Here is a 16981-nt window from a genome sequence, read left to right on the forward strand (position 1 = left end):
TTTCAAGTACAACGATCCCGGGGGCGAACTTGGCCGAAGAAATCACGGGCGACCTCGACGAGCGGCTCATCCGCTGGGTCGAGAGCACGGCGGGTGGGAGAATTCGCGGGAGCGAGCGACCCGCAACCGGATCGTCGCGTGCGACGTATCTATTGAGTCTGGAGAAGCCGGACGGGACGCTACGCGAGTGCGTGCTTCGCGTCGACACCGGCAGTGGTCCCGTCGCCGGGACGGAACTCACGCTGGCTCGCGAGGCCAAGGTCTACGGAGCGCTCACGGGCAAGGGCATTGCGATCCCCGCGCTGATTGCGACCACGCCCGAGGGGGACGCGATCCTGGTGGAGCGCGCCACCGGTCGGGAATCCCTCGACGATCTCGATAGCGCCACACGCGCGCAGGTGATGGAGCACTACACAGATGCCATCGCTGACCTTCATTGCGTACCCGCGCGCGACCTCGAACTGGCGGGCTTCCACCGACCCGAAACAGGAATCGATCATGCCCTCGGTGATCTCGCACTGTGGCGGCGGGTCTTCGATGCGCGAGTCACGCGGCCAGCGCCATTGGCCCGCTTCACCTTCGACTGGCTCGGACGCCACGCTCCCAAACAAGTGGAGCGCACCGTGCTCTGTCACGGTGACGTAGGGCCTGGAAATTTTCTGCATGAGGACGGCCTCGTGACGGCGCTCCTCGATTGGGAATTCGCACACCTCGGCGATCCGATGGATGATCTGGCCTGGCTCGCGTTTCGGGGCCACCACATGAATGCCGATGTCGGTGATTTCGCGGAGCAACTACGGCGCTGGAGCGAGCGCACCGGGTTGGCCATCGACCCCGGGCGCATCGCGTACTATCGCGCTTTCGTGATGCTGCGCTGGCTGGTTGCGTGTCTTTCGGCGCTGGACGGCGGTGCCAAAGAACACGACCGGAACATCTACTTCCATATCGTTCCATTGCTAGGCGCTCTATTGCCGCGCGCGCTGGCCGAGCTGGCGGAAGTCGAGTTGGACCCAGATCCAGCGCCACCCGTCCCGCGCGAGAGCGACACGGCAGAGATTCTCGCATCGATCGCCAGCGATGTCGCTTCGGTTTTCGCGCCGCAACTTTCCGGCGAAGCGGCGCGACGCGCACAAGGTCTCAATCTCTTGTTGATCCACCTACAGGCGGCGGATCGGCTGGGCGAGGCCGTGCGCAATGCGGAACTCGAAGACCTGGCTGGCTTTATCGGCAAGCGAAGTGACGATCCGATTGCGGCGCGTCGCGCGCTCGAAGCCCATCTGGCCGAATCGGCTCCACCTGACGACGTCAGGACGATTCGGCTATTTGCCAGGCTAGGCCAGCGTCAACTCGCGCTCTGGCCGTATCTGATCCCTGTTGCGGCGCGTCCCCTCGTATCGTTCGAAGCGTTCGACGTGTCGTGACAACACGGGTCGGTGCTCCGTTTTCCACGGACAGATACAGGTCGGATCATTCGCTTCGCAGCTGATCGGGTGATCGTATGTCCTGATCCTCGCCGAATCCCCGAAGGGTCGAGTCCCCGTCCACGATCTCCCACTCGCTGAAACTCATCCACGCGAACATGCCTGGCGTGGCCTGGCTCGCGAGTCGGCTGCGACAGCGGCCGCGCGCGTGGAGTTCGCGGCCAAGCGCGTCGGTGGCTTCGATCTCGACGCGCTCGGGCCAACCCGCAGAATTGCGATCGACACGCCGCAGACCTCGCACGAGGTCGGCCTTCTTTCCGTCGCGCAACAGGAACCCCGCGATCACGACGTCGGCACCCTCGTGGTGCCGGGCCATCGCCATGAAGCCGTCGCGCTCTGATACAAGTCCGTAGCTGTAACTCGAGCGCGTGCTCTTGAGATCATCCCGTACGTGCCAGGTCCTGTCCCGCATTGCCAGGCAGTCGATTTCGATCTTCTCGCCAGCGAGCACGACCTCGCCACGCACGCTACACGGTTGGTCGAGGTGGCCGCGACCGCCGCCGATTCCCACGCCGTGCGGTTGCACCAGTCCCTGGTACTCCAATTCGACCCGAAGCAGATCGCCATCCTCGTACTGGACGCGGTACCTCTCCAGCGGATCGAGCATCTGGTAGTGCAGTCCCCCCAACACGAGATCGGTCAGCTCATCCTTCGGCATGGCCAGGTGCCATAACGAACGGTGGTAGCGAGCGCGCCAGGGCTCGATCGCATCGGCGTCCCAGAGCGTGACAGTGAGCGAGGCCACGCCGAGGTTCGGACGGAACACCGGATAGAACGTCCCGGAGAGGTTCCGCTCCGGTTGGTCGAAGGAGAACCAGCAAGTTTCAGTCCAGAACGGTTCGTCGCCGGTAGGCAGATGAAATTGATCGTCCTGCTCGCTGACCTCGGTCATGATTCTCCTCTGGGCGAGTCCACGCATCGCCGGAGTAGATTCACCATCGACTTCTACTCGGATTGCTGGGACTTCGAAGCGCGTAGCTTGCGCAGTTCCTCGCTCTGTTCCTGCTCGTTGCGCATCGCATCGGCCATTGAATTCGCGCTGCCGAAGTCGAGCGCGCGCTTGGCTGCGGCCAGTACCTCGGGGTCGATCTCTGCGAGTGCACGGGCCCACTCGCGGGCTTCCTTCATCAGTTCGTCGCCGGGCACGGACTTGTTGATCAAGCCGATACGCTCGGCTTCGGGCGCGAGTACGATCTTCGCCGTGAGCACCAGTTCGCGCGCTTTCGCAGGACCGACCAATCTGGGCAGGAGATGAGTGCTGCCGAGTCCGGGCAGGATGCCCAGCTTGGCAAAGGTCAGTCCGATCTTCGCGTGATCTGCGGCGATGCGCAGATCGCAGGGCAGGACCATCGTCACACCCACGCCGATGGCTGCGCCATTGATTGCGGCGATCACCGGCTTGGGGAATTCGACCAGGTCGAGGGGTAGCTTCTTCAGGAAGTCTTCCTCGCCTAACTTCGCACTCTGCGATGGTTTGGCGCCTGACTGATGCGCCTTCAGGTGTTCCAGGTCGACGCCTGCGCAGAAGCCGCGGCCCGCACCCGTCAGGATCACGACTCTAAGCGCATCGTCGGCGCGGATGCGTGAGAAGGCATCGACGACCTCATCCCCCATCTCGGTGGTGTAGGCATTCAGCTTGTCGGGACGGTTCAATGTGATCGTGGCGATGGCTTCGTCACACTCGAAACGGATATTTCGGTAGTCCGGTGCGCCCATCACGTTTTGTCCGAGTATGGTGCCCAGCGCGGCTTGCGCTTTTCGACGAAGGCCTTGGCTCCCTCGTCGAGGTCCGGGTGTGAAGTGTGTTCGTCGATTGCGGCCCAGGTGCGTTCGAGTGCTTCGTCCAGGCCCGTATCCAGTCCCTGCCAGAGCGCTTTCTTGGTTCGCGCCAATGCCGTGGGCGAGTGTCGCGTCATCATCTCGGCGAGTTGTCGTGCGCGCGGCATGACCTGATCGGGGGGCAGGACTTCGCCTACCAGTCCGAGTTCCAGTGCTTGCTGCGCGCTCATGCGCTCCGCACCGCCGAGCAAGGCCATGCGCATCACGGCTTCGAATGGAATGCGTCTCGTGAGTCCGACCGGCTCCAGGCCTGCGATCAATCCGACTTTTACATGCGTATCGAAGAAACTCGCCTGCTCCGAACACACGATCAGATCGCTGTCACTGATGAAGTGCAGTCCACCGCCGTTGACCATCCCATTGACCGCCGTGATTACGGGTTTCCAGCACTTGTTCTGGATCGCGGTCAACTGGAACCACGGTGCGTCCTCGCGCGACATCCCCGTGGTGTCCTGGGTCTCGCCCGCGGCCACGTCCGCCACGTCCATGCCGGTACAGAACGCCTTTTCACCCGCGCCCGTGACGATCGCACAAACGACCTGGCCGTCGGACTTCACATCCTCCCAGGCCTGCTTCAGTTCGTGCGCCATTGTCAGGTTGAACGCGTTGTAGACCTTCGGACGGTTCAGGGTGATGGTTGCGACCCCGTCGCTCTTCTCGTAGAGCAGCGTTTCGAAACTCATAAGGTCTCCCGAAGTGAAATCGGGCCGCTGAAATCAGGGCAGGCCCAGGATCGCGATACCGCACGCGGTGGGATGTCCACCGATATTGTGACTCAAGGCGATCTGGGGATTCTTCACCTGACGCCCCTCGGCACGCCCCTGTAACTGAAGCACGTTCTCGTAGAGCATACGCACTCCGGTAGCACCCGTGGGATGGCCGAAGGTCTTCAGGCCTCCGTCCGTGTTCACCGGCAACTCCCCCGTCAGTTCGAACACGCCGTCTTTCACCAGATGGCGGGCCTCACCCTTCTCACAGAATCCCAGGTCTTCGTAGCTCAATAACTCCGTCAGTGTGAAGCAATCGTGCAATTGCGCCACGTCGATCTGCTCGCGCGGATTTGTGATGCCGGCCTGCTCGTAGACGTCCTTGGCGGCCCAACCCGTGGGTTTCCACGACAGGAAGTCGTTACTCGGATCCTTCTGAGGATTGGGGCCTGCGATCACCGTGACGCCCTTCACCAGCACGGGCTTTTCGCTGTAGTTCTTTGCCAGATCGGCACGCGTGATGATCGCGGCGGCGGCGCCGTCGGTCTGGGCACAACAGTCGTACAGGCCGAATGGCCACGAGACCATGCGTGCATTCAATGCGTCTTCGATCGTGATCTCGCGCTTCAAGAACGACAGGGGGGCGAGCGTTCCGTTGTGGTGATTCTTGACCGCGATGCGCGCGAGGTCCTCGCGGCTGGCCCCGAACTTGTCGAAGTAGGTGGCGGCGCAGAGCGAGAACCAGCTGGCCGGAGTCTTGGGAAGATCCCGAACGCCGTCCATCATGACCGACGGCCCCGAGACTCCGCGATCCTTCGGCTTGTCATAGCCCAGCACCAGTACCGTGTCGTACATGCCAGCGGCGATCGACATCACGCCGCAGCGCAGCGTATCGGTGCCGGTGGCGCAGTAGTTGTAGACCTCGGTAATCGGTTTGTTGAACAGCTTCAACGCGTCGCTGAGTTCGTGCGGTCCCTTGTTGGAGTAGAGGCTTCCGCTGAAAACCGCATCGATCTGCTCCTGCGGATTTTCGATTCCAGCATCCGCATAGGCTCCATAGGCGGCATCGACGATCATATCGGAGGGTGACTGATCCCAGTTCTCGCCGAACTTGCACGCACCGACTCCGACGATCGCGACCTTGTCTCGAATTCCCTCGCGTGCCATCAGCTACTCCGCATCCTGTGAGGGCGTTGGGGTGCCCTTCCAGTAGTAGTTCGGTCTTCCACCACCCTCGTGGATGCGCCGGAAGGTAAATTCGATCGGCAGGCCGATCTTCGTGTCTTCCGGAGTGCAGTCCACCAATTGCAGGTGGATTCTCGCGCCGTCGACTTCGCTTATCGTGACGATCGTGGGCGGGTCAGGTGTCGGGAAAAAGAAGTCGAAGGTAAACGTGACCACCTTGCCGATGCGATCCGAAAGCCGGTACGAATCGAAGTCGTCCTTGGCGAAACAGGTCTCGCAGACGCGCTGGTTCGGAAACTGCACCGTCTGGCAGGCGCGGCACTTCTGGCCGCGTAGGCTCACGTCCTCGTCGCGCTCTCGGAAGTGGATGGTCGCCGGAAGTCCCGGGTCCTTGGCGCGTTGCCACTCACTGGCTTCGAGTGTTCGCGACTTCAGGTATTTGTCATAGCTCGACAGCGGACGTCGTCGCTTCAGATGCCAGCCCACGCCGCGGCGTCGTTCGAGTTTCTCGACGTGCTCGGTCACTGTAAAGGCGGTGGCTTCCGCGCCGTCGCCGTAATTCACTACGAGCAGCCGCTCACCAGGTTGGGCCGTTTCGAGTGCTGCAGCGAGTTGAATGGGCGCGAAGGCCACGCCCGCGTTGCCGAGTTTTCCGAAAAGCGGATCTTGCAGCTGCTCTCGATTGAGTTTCAAGGCCCGCACCACACCGCCGTGACTGCGTCTATCCGGGCCGTAGAGCGCCACGCGCTGAAAGTCCGAGATCGCGCTGCCCGTTCTTTCGAGCAGTCCGTTCACTGCCTCGACGCTGCGCGGCGTATAGCCCTCCTGGACGACGAAACGGTTTTCCCATGTGTGGACGAATGCTTCGCCTTCCCCGCGCCAGACGTCGACGATCTCATCGGACACACTGAAGGAATCGTCGAGCGTCGCAATCACATCGCGGTCGCTGATCAGGAAAGCTGCGGCGCCATCGCCGAAGTCCGCTTCCAGGCTCGATCCAGGCGCGCCCATCCGGCAGTCGCTCGCAATCACGAGTACCGAGCGGGCCGATCCGGCCGTGACCGCGTCTGCTGCGCTGCGGAGCGCGATCGTGCCGGCGCGCAGCGAACCACTGTGGTCTGCGGTCCGCACATCCCGCCGCAGGTCGAGGGCCTTGGCGATCAGTGCGGCTCCCTGTTTTTCTCGGAACGGATAGGTGGTCGAAGCGAAGAAGAGCGCGTCGACCTGGGATCGGTCCAATCCGCGCAGGCAGTTGAGGCCCGCACTCACGGCCATGGTCACGCTGTCCTCGTCGTTCCAGGCGACAGACTTTTCGGGCCCGTCTTCCTTGGCCGGTCGGCCGGCGATCAAGGCCAGCGGAAGTCGGGTGCGCGGAACGTAGGCGCCGTAGCACTGGATACCGGTCACGGATTCATTTTCCCTTCGGCTTTACGCCGTCGTAGAACGGGTAGGGGGTCTTCATCAGTCCTACGGCTTCCATATGGTTTTTCAGATGCGTCTCGAAGTGCTTTTCCAGGTCTTCGACGCCCCAGCCGCCTTCTTTGTACATGCCAGTACCGTACCTCGGTTGCTCGAGCATGACGACCCGCTCGCCACCGCTGCCGAAGATCTGTCCGCTGACCCAGTTTGCTTTATCACCGCACAGGAATGCCACGAAGGCTCCGTTGCGGGTCGGGTCGATGAACGGCAGTTCGACATCCTTGCCGTCGGGACCCTTGTAGGTCGCCGACATGCGGGTCGTGCCCGTCGGACTGATCGCATTCACGCGAATCCCGTAGCGCGCCAGTTCCAGGGCCCACGTGTAGGTCAGTGAAGCGATCGCGCCTTTGGAGGCAGCGTAGTTGCTCTGACCGAAATTCCCGAAGTGCGCAGCCGACACCGTGTTGACGATCGAGCCGCCCGTGCCCTGATCCTTCATGCGCAGGGCTGCTTCCTGGGAGCACATGAACGTGCCGTGCACGTGGACCCGCAAAACGTCGCCGAACTCATCGTCGCTCATCTTCAGAAACGAACGGTCGCGCATATTACCCGCGTTGTTCACCAGGATCTGGATACCGCCGAACGAATCCGCACATTGAGCGATCAGCGCCTGCGCGCCTTCGCGTGTGCCGATGTCGCTATCGTTGACTTCGGCCTTGCCGCCTTGCTCGCAGATCTCGTCGACGACCTTCTGGCCTTCGGTCGGGTCGATGTCGTTGACGATCACGGAGGCGCCGTTTGCAGCCAGATGCAGGCAGTGTCCCCGTCCGATGCCCCGTCCCGCGCCGGTCACGACCGCCGCCTTGCCATCCAGAATTCCCACGTTGGACTCCTATTCGCGCGCGTCTGCGAGCGCGATTGCGACCCGTTCCGAATGCTCGTCGATCGAACCGAAACAGTTCTCGAGTACCCAGCTACGCTTCAGGTAGTAGTGCACCGGAACTTCCCAGGTGAATCCCATTCCGCCGTGAACCTGAATGCAGGCTCCGGAGTTTCGCAAGGCCGCCTCACTCGAAATGATCTTGGCGCTGCCGACGGCCCGATCGATATCGCCGACCGACGGTTGGTCGAGCGTCGCACCGGCCGCATAAGCGGCCGCGCGTGCGACCTCCTGCTTGACGAACATATCGGCCATCATGTGCTTCATGGCCTGGAACGAGCCGATGGGCCGTCCGAATTGTTCGCGCTGTTTCGAGTACTCGAGGGCCATTTCGAGTGTGGCTTCGGCGATCCCCAGAAGCAGGGCCGAGGCGAGCGTCGCGCCTTCCAGTCGCAGGCGCTGCGCGACCTCGGGTCCGGCGATCTTCTCACCGGCTGGCAGATTCGCGACGTGGTGCAGCGGAGTCAGCGGATCGAGTGGCGTGGCGATCGCTGCGGCCTCGAGTTCCCGCGGATCGATGCGGAACACGCCGGTGTCGCGCAGTGCGAGCAGCACGTCGAGGCTCTCGAGATGTTCGACGAGCACCGGTTCGATGTCGGCTTCGACTCCGCCCACGACGGTCTCGCCGGTGGCTGCACCTTTGACCAGACCCGCGGCCAGATGGCTCCAGACCAGAGGCCCTGGAACGACCCGGCGACCGAGTTCGGCAAACACCAGTACGGCGTCGGCCGTGCCGAGTCCCACACCACCGGCCGACTCGGGTTCGCGAAGATTGAAAACTCCGAGTTCGGCGAGTTCAGTCCACAGGGAGCGATCGAAGCCCGCAGTTTCTTCGAAGCTCGCCAGTGAATCCAACGGCACGCGTCCGTCGCAGAAAGAACGCACGCCTTCGCGCAGCGCGAGCTGGTCTTCGTCGAGTTGAAAGTCCATTTCGTGCGGCCTCAGCTTTCCACGGCCGGTCGCGGCGGCGGCGCCGGTCGCGGCTCTCGGGGCAGTCCGAGAATGCGCTCGGAAATGATGTTGCGTTGAATCTGTGAAGTCCCGGCCGCGATCGTCAGCGAAAGAGCCTGCATCGAGCGCGCCAGAATGCGCTCACTCGGCAGACCCGCGACATCATCCCGACTCAACGCAGCCCGACCCAGCAGACGCACGCCGAACTCGGTGATGCGCTGGTACAGATCGGTGTAGAACAGCTTGACCGCAGATGCGCCCACGCCCGGAATTCCGGTCTTGCTCGATTCACACACCGAGAGCTTGACCATCGCCCAGAGTGCGTCGAGTTCAGCGGAGAAATGACCGAGCTGGCGACGCAATGCTCGGTCGTTCCAACCCTGGGGGCCCTCTGGTGCGCGCCGGGTCAGATCGACGAGCTCGGAAACGAACTGCTTCAGATGGATCATGTCGCTGGCGAAGGCGGCGCCGCGTTCGAAACGGAAGGTGACTTCCTTGACGCGCCAGCCGTCGTTTTCTTTTCCGACGCGATTCGAAACCGGAATGCGCACGTTATCGAGGAAGACCTCGCTGAACTCGCCCTCGCCCGCGAGGGTGCGCAGGGGGCGGATCTCGATGCCCGGGGAATTCATGTCCATGATCAGCCAGGTGATGCCGCGGCTCTTGGCCTCCGGATCGGTGCGGACCAGCAACTCGCAGTAATCGGCGGCCTGCGCGAACGAACACCAGATCTTGTGACCGCTGACCACGTAGTGATCTCCGTCGACCTCGGCGCGGGTCGCGAGCGCAGCCAGATCGGAGCCCGCGCCGGGTTCGGAGAATCCCTGACACCAGACCTGTTCACCGGTCAGGATCTGCGGAACGTGGCACTTTTTCTGCTCTGGCGTGCCTTCGGCAATCAGCGTCGGACCGCCGTGCAGCATGCCGACGAAGTTCACGCCGATGTACGGGGCGTTTACCCGCGCGATTTCTTCGTAGTACACGAGTTGCTCGGTCGGGGAGCCATCGCGACCGCCGTACTCCTTTGGCCAGCTGATCCCCGCGTATCCGGCATCGAAGAGCTTGCGCTGCCAGCCCGTGTCGTAGGCGCGTCGCGCCGGCCAGTCATTCACCGGCGGTGGGGCGCCGTGAGCGGGCACCTCCCGTTCCAGCCAGGTTCGCAGATCTGCGCGAAATTCCTCGTCTTTTTCGGAGTAGCGCAAGTCCACGGGGGCCTCCTTGAGATACGATCCGCAGCGTATCGTAAACACCCTACGGCGTCAAAACTCCGCTTCTGCGGTTCCGGCACCCTTCTCCGGAGTCTCGCCCGTCCAGTCCACGTCCAGCGGATAGGCCATCGGACCCGGTCCCAGCAGTCGTAGAGGAATTCCGCCAACCAGGCTTTCGATCCAGATCTCACTGGGCAAGCCGGCGTGTTCGACAGCGGAATCGGCCAGAAGAATCAGAGCCCGGTCAGCCGAGAGTGGCCTGGCATCGACCATTCTGGCGCCATCCCGAACCCGGACTCGGGCTTCGCAGCCCGATTCGGGGCTCCTACACAGCATCAACCCGCTGTTCTGGCGCGCGAATACACCTCGTTCGTCCCACCAGGCGGGCATGCTTCCGCCCGGCGCCGGACGATCGGGGTTCGCGCCGTCGCGAATCGGAACCAGGTCTCCGAGCAGATCCGACGGCAGTGCGAAGAGTCTCGGGAAAGGAACGCTCTGGCCCGCAAACGAAAGCCCGCCGCCGTCGTCCCCAGCGTCTGGATTCACCATGCGCGCGACCAGCAGCATTTCGCCATCCGGGCTCCAGCGCGGTTCGTCCAGGTTCTGCTCCCGTCGGGCGATCAGCTGCGGGCTGGGTTCTTCGAGCGACCAGATTTCGAGGCGGCTCTCGCCCGCGTCGTCGATATCGACGCTCAGCGCCAGAGATGTGGCGTCGGGGGAAGGCTCGGCACCGTAGATGTGTCCTGGGTTTCCGATCGCTACGGGCTCGGAACCGTCCAGGGTTACGAGGAGCAGCTGCGTCGCGGGCAACTCGCCCGGTACATCGGTGGCGATCTCGCGGCCAACCAGAAGTCGCCGCGGTCCGAGCCAGCGCACTTCGCGCGGGTCATCGATCTCGACCGCGGTTGCTCCCGCCGAGTCGTAGATCCAGAGCCGGCGATCCGGTAGCTCGTCGGCTTCACCCAGGTGCCAGATCACGGCGATTCGTCCGGGGCCGGAGAATGCGGGTACCGGTCCGTCCCCTGGCTGGCACGCGGAAATACCCGTCCAGAGGTACGCCAAAAGCAGAATTCGCGGATTTCCGGGGATTCTCATGGGGTCGGCCGGGTTTCTGGGGTTCGGGGCGTTGAGCCCAGTCTTTGGATCACATCGCTCTCTGAAGACTAGAGCCGCGAGTTTGAACGGATTTTCGTCGCTGCCCGGAGGTGCTTGGGCTCGGGAATGCACCCGAGGTCACTTGACATTTGTGCCCTCTGGAAGCGAACAATGGGGTACGGTGAAACCCCCGGGAGGGAAGGTGGAGCGTTCTGCTTTCGCATTACCGCATCCGCTCGGGCTTCGTAGTCCGTCAGTAGTGTCAGAATTTTCTCTCCCCAGGTACAGGAGAAATCGGTATGCGGCGCATTGCCATGCTTCTCGCGGTCGTTCTGGTCATGCCAGCGATCGGATCCGCTCAGGAGAGCGGAAGTGACGCGATTCCAGGTGTTCCCTTCAAGGAAGGCGACACCATCAGTTTCGAAAAGCTCGAAAGCCTGAAGAACTACCTGCCCCCGCTGTTCTGGGAGCATCGCGAGTATTTCTTCTACGAGGGCATGGAGCTGACGATCGGCCCGGCGCACCGCGAGTACGGCGCCTCGCCGGAGTACGAAGCCGCGACCAAGAAGTTCGCCGGAAAATCGTCGATCGGCCCCGATGGTTCTCTGGTCGGGCACAAGGCCGGCCAGCCCTTTGACAACGACAAGATCGATTGCAAGGGCGACCCGGATGCCGGTGCGAAGATCATCTGGAACTTCAACAAGGCCTGGAACGGGGATGGGGCGCAGTCCACCTGGTCGTATACCTACTGGGATCGCGGAGAGCAGTTGCCGCTGTACTACGAGGGCAAGGCCAAGGGGATCTCCCTGACCAAGCGCGTCGAGTCAAAGTATCTCGACGAGAACGAGGGCAATATCTTCGCCAAGGAGAAGCGCCAGGGCGTGTTTGGCATCGAGGTCGAGGCTCCCTTTGATGCGCGCGGCATCCAGCTCCTGACCTATACCTACGCCACGTCGGACGGTCCGCTCAAGGATGCCAAGAACGACGACACCTGGGTGTATCTTCCCGACCTGCGGCGCGTGCGCCGCATATCGACGGCGCAGCGCACCGACTCCGTACAGGGTACGGACTTCACCATGGACGACCTGCGCAGCTTCTCGGGCAAGCCCCCTCAGTACGAGTGGGAGTGCCTGGGCGAAGCCGATGTCGTCGCGCCGATGAACACCCAGGATCTCGCCTACCCGTACAAGGACGATTACAACTTCGGTCCGTACGGTTTCAGCTTCGCGAACGACCAGTGGGAGCTGCGCCACGCGTGGATCGTGCGCTTCGATCCGAGGAATGAGGATCACCCGTACCACCACAAGGACATCTACATCGACAAGGAGTCCGGCGAGCCGCTGTACAGCTTCGCATTCGATCGCAAGAAGGAGCTGTGGAAGGTCATCTGGCACAACCATCGCTACAGCGAGGACCAGGTTGCGGACCCGAAGGACAGCGCCGGTGGCTGGTATCCTGTCTGGGATGGCATCACCAAGGTCAACGACCAGCGTGTTATCAGCGACATCATCGTGAACGTCCAGACGGGTACCGGCAATCGTATCGAGTTCTGGAACAGCCACGGCCGGCCCCTCAAGAGCAAGGGCAAGATTCGTCGCTACATCGATATCGGCCGTCTGAACAAGGGTCGATAACCCTCTGAAGTTCGCGGTCCTGCTTCCGACCGATCGCATCGATCGAGCGGATGAGTTTCTGACAGCGGCCGCCCTTGCCGAGATGGCAAGGGCGGCCGAGTCATTTGGGTTCGACGCATGCTCGGTGACGGACCACCCCATGCCCGACGATCGCTGGCTGGCCGGCGGCGGACATCACGCGCTCGATCCGTTCGTCGCACTCTCGTTCGCAGCTGCAGCCACGTCGACGATTCGCTTGCAGACGCAGGTTGCGGTGCTCGCATACCGCAATCCCTTTCTGACGGCCAAAGCGGCTGCCAGCCTGGATGTGCTTTCGGGGGGGCGATTGATTCTGGGCGTAGCTGCGGGCTATTTGAAGGGCGAATTCGCGGCGCTGGGAGTCGACTTCGAGCAGCGCAACGAACTGACCGACGAAGCGATCACGGCGATCCGCCGCGCCTGGAGCGAGAGCGGTGTGAAGCTCGAAGGCCGCCACTTCTCCGCGTCGGGCAATACGATGTTGCCGCGCCCGCTGCAACAACCGGGTCCCCCGATCTGGGTCGGAGGCAATAGTCGCCGGGCCATCCGGCGCGCGGTCGAGTTGGCGGATGGCTGGCTGCCGTTTCCCGCTCCCGCGCAGACAGCCCGCCACCTGCGCACGGCTTCGCTCGAAACACTCGCCGATCTGCAGAAGGGCATCGACTACGCTCGCGCACACGCGCGCGAGGTCGGGCGCACGACCCCTCTAGACATCAGCTTCGTACCGTTTGGCTTCGAGATGTCGGCGCGCGGAGCGGTCGATGTATCGGCCTTTTCGCAAACGGTCGAGGATCTACAGAAGTGCGGCGTCACCTGGCTGACCCTGACGCTGCCCGCGGAGACCCGCGCGGAGTTCGTCGATCAACTGGAGCGCTTCTCGCCCCTCACAACACGATCGGAATGATCCGAGCTGTGCCTTCTTTCGCGCGAAATCCGGCTAGTCGGCCAGCAGGTACTCGTCAGAGCATCCGAACGAATGCAGCCTCCATGTAAGGCCCCCGGCTCAGCGCGGCACCTTACCTGTATAGTACCCGTCAGTCCGCCCAAGGTGGTGGAAATCCGCGAAATCCCGGGTGGTTCGGGGCGCCCTGGATGTTCTGGGCCTACTGTCCGATCGGGAGACTCCTATGACGAATGCTGAGCGACCGCTTCGCCGACTCCATACGGGAGCGCTCCTGCTCGCCTTCCTGGTGTTCTTGTCGCCGATCCAGGCTCAGCCCGAACTCTCCCAAGCCATCGCGAGCCTCGGACCGGCGCCGATCGACGACGCAGGGCTTTTCACGAATGCGATCGGCGAACTCGACCACGGCTCCTTGGCGGTTCGCTTTCCCTTTTTTCTGCGACGCATCGGCGGCAGCTTTCGAGCTCGAGAAGGCACACCGAATCGCGTGGGCAATGACGGCGCCTTCTTGCGCGAAAACGCGCTCCACAGCGAGCCCAGCGTTACCTGGGTCGGCCACGCGACGCTGCTCGTGCAGATGGGTCACGTCACCTTCTTGACCGATCCGATCTGGTCCGACACACCGAGCCCGATCTCCTTCGCAGGACCGCGACGCTTCGTCCCGCCGGGGATCGCCCTCGAAGATCTTCCTCCGATCGACTTCGTGCTCATCTCCCACAACCACTACGACCACCTCGACCTTGAAAGCCTCGAAGCCATCGCGTCCCGAAACCCCGATGCAGTCTTCCTGGTCCCGCTTGCAAACGCTGACCTGCTCCGGGCGCGAGGCCTCACCCACGTACGCGAACTCGACTGGGGCGAAACCTGGGACCATGCCGGTGTGCGCGTGCACTGTCTTCCAGCTCAGCACTGGAGCCAGCGAGGAATCAACGATCGGCGGCGTGCGCTCTGGGCGTCATGGGCGGTCACCGGTCCGGAGCGACGCTTCTACTTCGGTGGCGACACGGGTTTCTTCTCCGGCTTTCGTGAGATCGCCGCAGCCCTGGGCCCATTCGACCTGGTTGCCCTACCGATCGGCGCCTACGAGCCTGTTGCGATGATGAAGGCGGTTCACCTGAATCCCGAAGAAGCCGTACAAGCCGCGATCGACCTGAAAGCGCGTCGGGTGCTCGGCATCCACTTCGGAACCTTCGATCTCTCGGACGAGCCCCTTGACGAGCCCCCGCGCCGCATGCGCGCCGCGGCCCGAGAGAAGGGCATCGAGGCCGACCGCATCTGGCTCCTCGACGTGGGGGAGACGCGACTCTTCTGAGGACTCAGTCCTCCTCCATTGGGAGGAAGAAGCCGAGTGCCCGGAACCGCGACTGACCATTGATCCATTGTGCTAGTTTCGTGTTGTCATGCGTGCCTAGATCTCTCGGAAATCGACACTTACGCGCGGCTCGGTCGCGTATTCCGATCCATCGACACCGCTTGGCCACAAGGGCCGAAGCGACAAGAGGTCTTTCGCCATGGCTACAGATATCGCAATCCGTTCGTTTTCTCCGGACGACCGCGCAGCTTGCGCAACCATATTCGATGGACTGTCGGATTGGTTCGGGATTCCCGAAAGCAATCAAAAATACCTCGCCGAGTTGGGCAAGCTGAGTTCGTTTGTCGCGGAGCGAGATGGCCGCGTACTCGGATTTGCGAGCCTGCGCATGCACGGCTCCGAATCGGCCGAGATCGAAGTGCTCGCGGTCGATTCGTCATTCCATAAACAAGGCATCGGGCGACGACTCGTCGAACGACTCGAGACGGATCTGCGACAACGAGGAGGGGTCCGGCTGTTTCATGTAAAAACGTTGGGCCCTTCCGACCCCTGCGAACCCTACCGGCGCACTCGTGAGTTCTACCTCGCACTCGGCTTCATCCCATTGTTGGAATCGGTCGAAATCTGGGGACCTGAGAACCCCGCGCTGATTCTGGTAAAGCCCTTCGATACCGGCGCTGCTCGATTTCTGGATCCAGCGCTTCTAGACTCGTCGCCGTGATGAGAAATCCTCTACCCGCCGCGATTGCATGGCTCTTCGTCTTGTCGTGCTCCGCACCGATGTCGCCGCCCCCCCCGCCGAACAGCGCCGCAGTTCTATTGCTAGTTCGGGGCGCGGAGGGAACCGATCAGATCCGCATCGATGACAATGTCGTTGCCCGACTCGTAGCAACCGATGGTGGTTGGGTACTGCAAGCGGACCACGTATCGGCAACGCTCGGGTCGTCGGCGCGCTCGATCGACGCGGACCAGCCCTATCCGCGCCGCGAAGTGATCGAGGGCCGCCTGGCGGGCCCCGGTGGGGCCGCCTTCCGGCAGGAGTACACTCGACTCGCTCCTCCGGCACCGCTACCGATCGAAGGCCTGGGCCTCGAGGTAGCCAGCGACGAGCCCGGCCTGAACCGGGAACAACACGATGAGTTGCGTGCCTGGCTCGCGAGCCAGCAGTTGGCTCGCAACACAGCGCCCTTCGAAGCGGTACACGAGGCCGATGCGGGCCGCGAACTGACGGTCTGGTACGAAGTTTCTGGGCGCCGCAAGAACGGTATCTTCACAGACGCCTCTTCTGGCGATGTCCTGGCAAGCTTTGACTCGCTGTACCGCAGCGAAGACGGGAAGCTCAAGATTCACCACAAGCGCACCGGAGAAAACGGTCGCTTCAGCTACCACCGACGCAGCCTGGAACTCGCCGACACGATCGCCGCGAACGACGAACAGGGGGACGCACTGCAAGCGCACCACTGCGGATGCTATGGCTACGCGATTGCCGCCGATGCCATGACGCTCGGCGACCTCCTGTACCAGGTCGAAGCGGATTGGCTCGACGATCGTGTGGGGGCCGGATTCTTTCTGGGCCTCGAGCAGCGAGACGGGTTTCCGTGGATCGGCCTCGGCGACCGCCGACGTATGCGTGACCTGGCTCGACGGGCAACGGCCTACTACCTGAAGGATGCGCGGGGCGATCTCTTTGCCGAGGTCCGACTCGATCTGCCCTCCAACCCGTCGTCACCGGGGCTCGGCCCGATCCGCTATCGAATCAGCCACTCGCTAGCAGGTGGCCCCCTGGTAGCGCTGGCGCGCGTAGAGCACACGGAGTCCGAAATCCGAATCGATCTCTACGGTGACGAAGAATGGGAGGCTTCGCTCGAACGACTCGACTCGTTGTTGGCCGCGATGCCGACGCAGGTCGAACGCGGCGACGGCGTTCGCGACAGCCATCTCGGCGAGATCGAGCGTCTGGTCGATTGGGTTCGATTGCTGCGCAACCCGGGTGCGAGCCAGCTCGCCGACGTGGTGAGTGACGTGGACGCACTGCACGCCGCCGACAAGGTGCGTGCGTTACTCGCGCCCGAGATCGAGCGTTTCACCGCCGGTACCGACGACACCCATGCGATGCCACCGGCCCTGATGCGCGGGCCCGGGTGATTTCCGAGTCAACGCCCTGGCAACCTGCTAGGGAATCTCTGCACAGGGAGGATTCGAGCGAGAAGCGGGAGTCGAGCGTGATCCGATCGCAGATCCGTAGATCTGCAGAGGGTCGGGCGACGCAGCGCAGGCGGATGCATCGCGCT

15 protein-coding genes are annotated in these 16981 nt (G+C 62.8%); 6 read left to right on the top strand and 9 right to left on the bottom strand.

Annotated features, from left to right (window positions below):
* Window positions 1-29 precede the first annotated feature (29 nt).
* On the top strand, window positions 30-1421 hold the full coding sequence (locus GY725_08145) for a phosphotransferase family protein (GenBank protein ID MCP4004149.1): 1392 nt from the start codon (window positions 30-32) through the stop codon (window positions 1419-1421).
* A 46-nt stretch (window positions 1422-1467) separates the two neighbouring features.
* On the opposite strand, the gene GY725_08150 is transcribed toward GY725_08145, so the two are convergent.
* From GY725_08150 to GY725_08190, 9 genes are read right to left on the bottom strand one after another with little or no spacing between them, the layout of a single operon-like run.
* Window positions 1468-2373 (bottom strand): hypothetical protein, encoded by a 906-nt coding sequence (locus GY725_08150; protein ID MCP4004150.1) that lies wholly within the window; start codon window positions 2371-2373, stop codon window positions 1468-1470.
* Between the two features lie 53 nt (window positions 2374-2426).
* On the bottom strand, window positions 2427-3197 hold the full coding sequence (locus GY725_08155; protein ID MCP4004151.1) for an enoyl-CoA hydratase/isomerase family protein: 771 nt from the start codon (window positions 3195-3197) through the stop codon (window positions 2427-2429).
* Window positions 3197-4003: an enoyl-CoA hydratase/isomerase family protein gene (locus GY725_08160; GenBank protein ID MCP4004152.1), complete on the bottom strand. Its 807-nt coding sequence runs from the start codon at window positions 4001-4003 to the stop codon at window positions 3197-3199. The genes GY725_08155 and GY725_08160 overlap by 1 nt, the downstream gene beginning before the upstream one ends.
* A 33-nt stretch (window positions 4004-4036) precedes the next feature.
* Window positions 4037-5194, bottom strand: a complete 1158-nt coding sequence (locus tag GY725_08165; protein MCP4004153.1) for an acetyl-CoA acetyltransferase — start codon at window positions 5192-5194, stop codon at window positions 4037-4039.
* 3 nt (window positions 5195-5197) lie between these two features.
* A complete protein-coding gene (locus GY725_08170) occupies window positions 5198-6619 on the bottom strand; it encodes a 3-hydroxy-3-methylglutaryl CoA synthase (GenBank protein MCP4004154.1) in 1422 nt (473 codons plus the stop codon).
* Window positions 6620-6623: 4 nt separating this feature from the next.
* Window positions 6624-7514: an SDR family NAD(P)-dependent oxidoreductase gene (locus tag GY725_08175; GenBank protein ID MCP4004155.1), complete on the bottom strand. Its 891-nt coding sequence runs from the start codon at window positions 7512-7514 to the stop codon at window positions 6624-6626.
* Between the two features lie 9 nt (window positions 7515-7523).
* On the bottom strand, window positions 7524-8501 hold the full coding sequence (locus GY725_08180) for an acyl-CoA dehydrogenase (protein ID MCP4004156.1): 978 nt from the start codon (window positions 8499-8501) through the stop codon (window positions 7524-7526).
* Between the two features lie 11 nt (window positions 8502-8512).
* The gene (locus GY725_08185; GenBank protein ID MCP4004157.1) at window positions 8513-9730 is read right to left on the bottom strand and encodes an acyl-CoA dehydrogenase; all 1218 of its coding nucleotides are present in this window, start codon (window positions 9728-9730) and stop codon (window positions 8513-8515) included.
* A 51-nt stretch (window positions 9731-9781) separates the two neighbouring features.
* Window positions 9782-10708: a hypothetical protein gene (locus tag GY725_08190; GenBank protein MCP4004158.1), complete on the bottom strand. Its 927-nt coding sequence runs from the start codon at window positions 10706-10708 to the stop codon at window positions 9782-9784.
* A 416-nt stretch (window positions 10709-11124) separates the two neighbouring features.
* On the opposite strand from GY725_08190, the gene GY725_08195 reads away from it, so the two are divergent.
* The 5 genes from GY725_08195 (at window position 11125) to GY725_08215 (ending at window position 16835) form a co-directional block, all read left to right on the top strand.
* The gene (locus GY725_08195) at window positions 11125-12459 is read left to right on the top strand and encodes a DUF1329 domain-containing protein (GenBank protein ID MCP4004159.1); all 1335 of its coding nucleotides are present in this window, start codon (window positions 11125-11127) and stop codon (window positions 12457-12459) included.
* Between the two features lie 4 nt (window positions 12460-12463).
* Entirely contained in the window at window positions 12464-13381 is a 918-nt protein-coding gene (locus GY725_08200) for an LLM class F420-dependent oxidoreductase (GenBank protein MCP4004160.1), read from the top strand.
* Window positions 13382-13604: 223 nt separating this feature from the next.
* Window positions 13605-14690, top strand: coding sequence for an MBL fold metallo-hydrolase (locus GY725_08205; protein MCP4004161.1), 1086 nt, complete (start codon window positions 13605-13607; stop codon window positions 14688-14690).
* Between the two features lie 199 nt (window positions 14691-14889).
* A complete protein-coding gene (locus tag GY725_08210) occupies window positions 14890-15411 on the top strand; it encodes a GNAT family N-acetyltransferase (protein MCP4004162.1) in 522 nt (173 codons plus the stop codon).
* Window positions 15408-16835: a hypothetical protein gene (locus GY725_08215; protein MCP4004163.1), complete on the top strand. Its 1428-nt coding sequence runs from the start codon at window positions 15408-15410 to the stop codon at window positions 16833-16835. Before GY725_08210 ends, GY725_08215 begins: the two co-directional genes overlap by 4 nt.
* The last annotated feature ends 146 nt before the right edge of the window (window positions 16836-16981 follow it).

It is taken from the genome of bacterium (genome assembly GCA_024226335.1).
In the GTDB taxonomy this organism is placed as follows: domain Bacteria; phylum Myxococcota_A; class UBA9160; order SZUA-336; family SZUA-336; genus JAAELY01.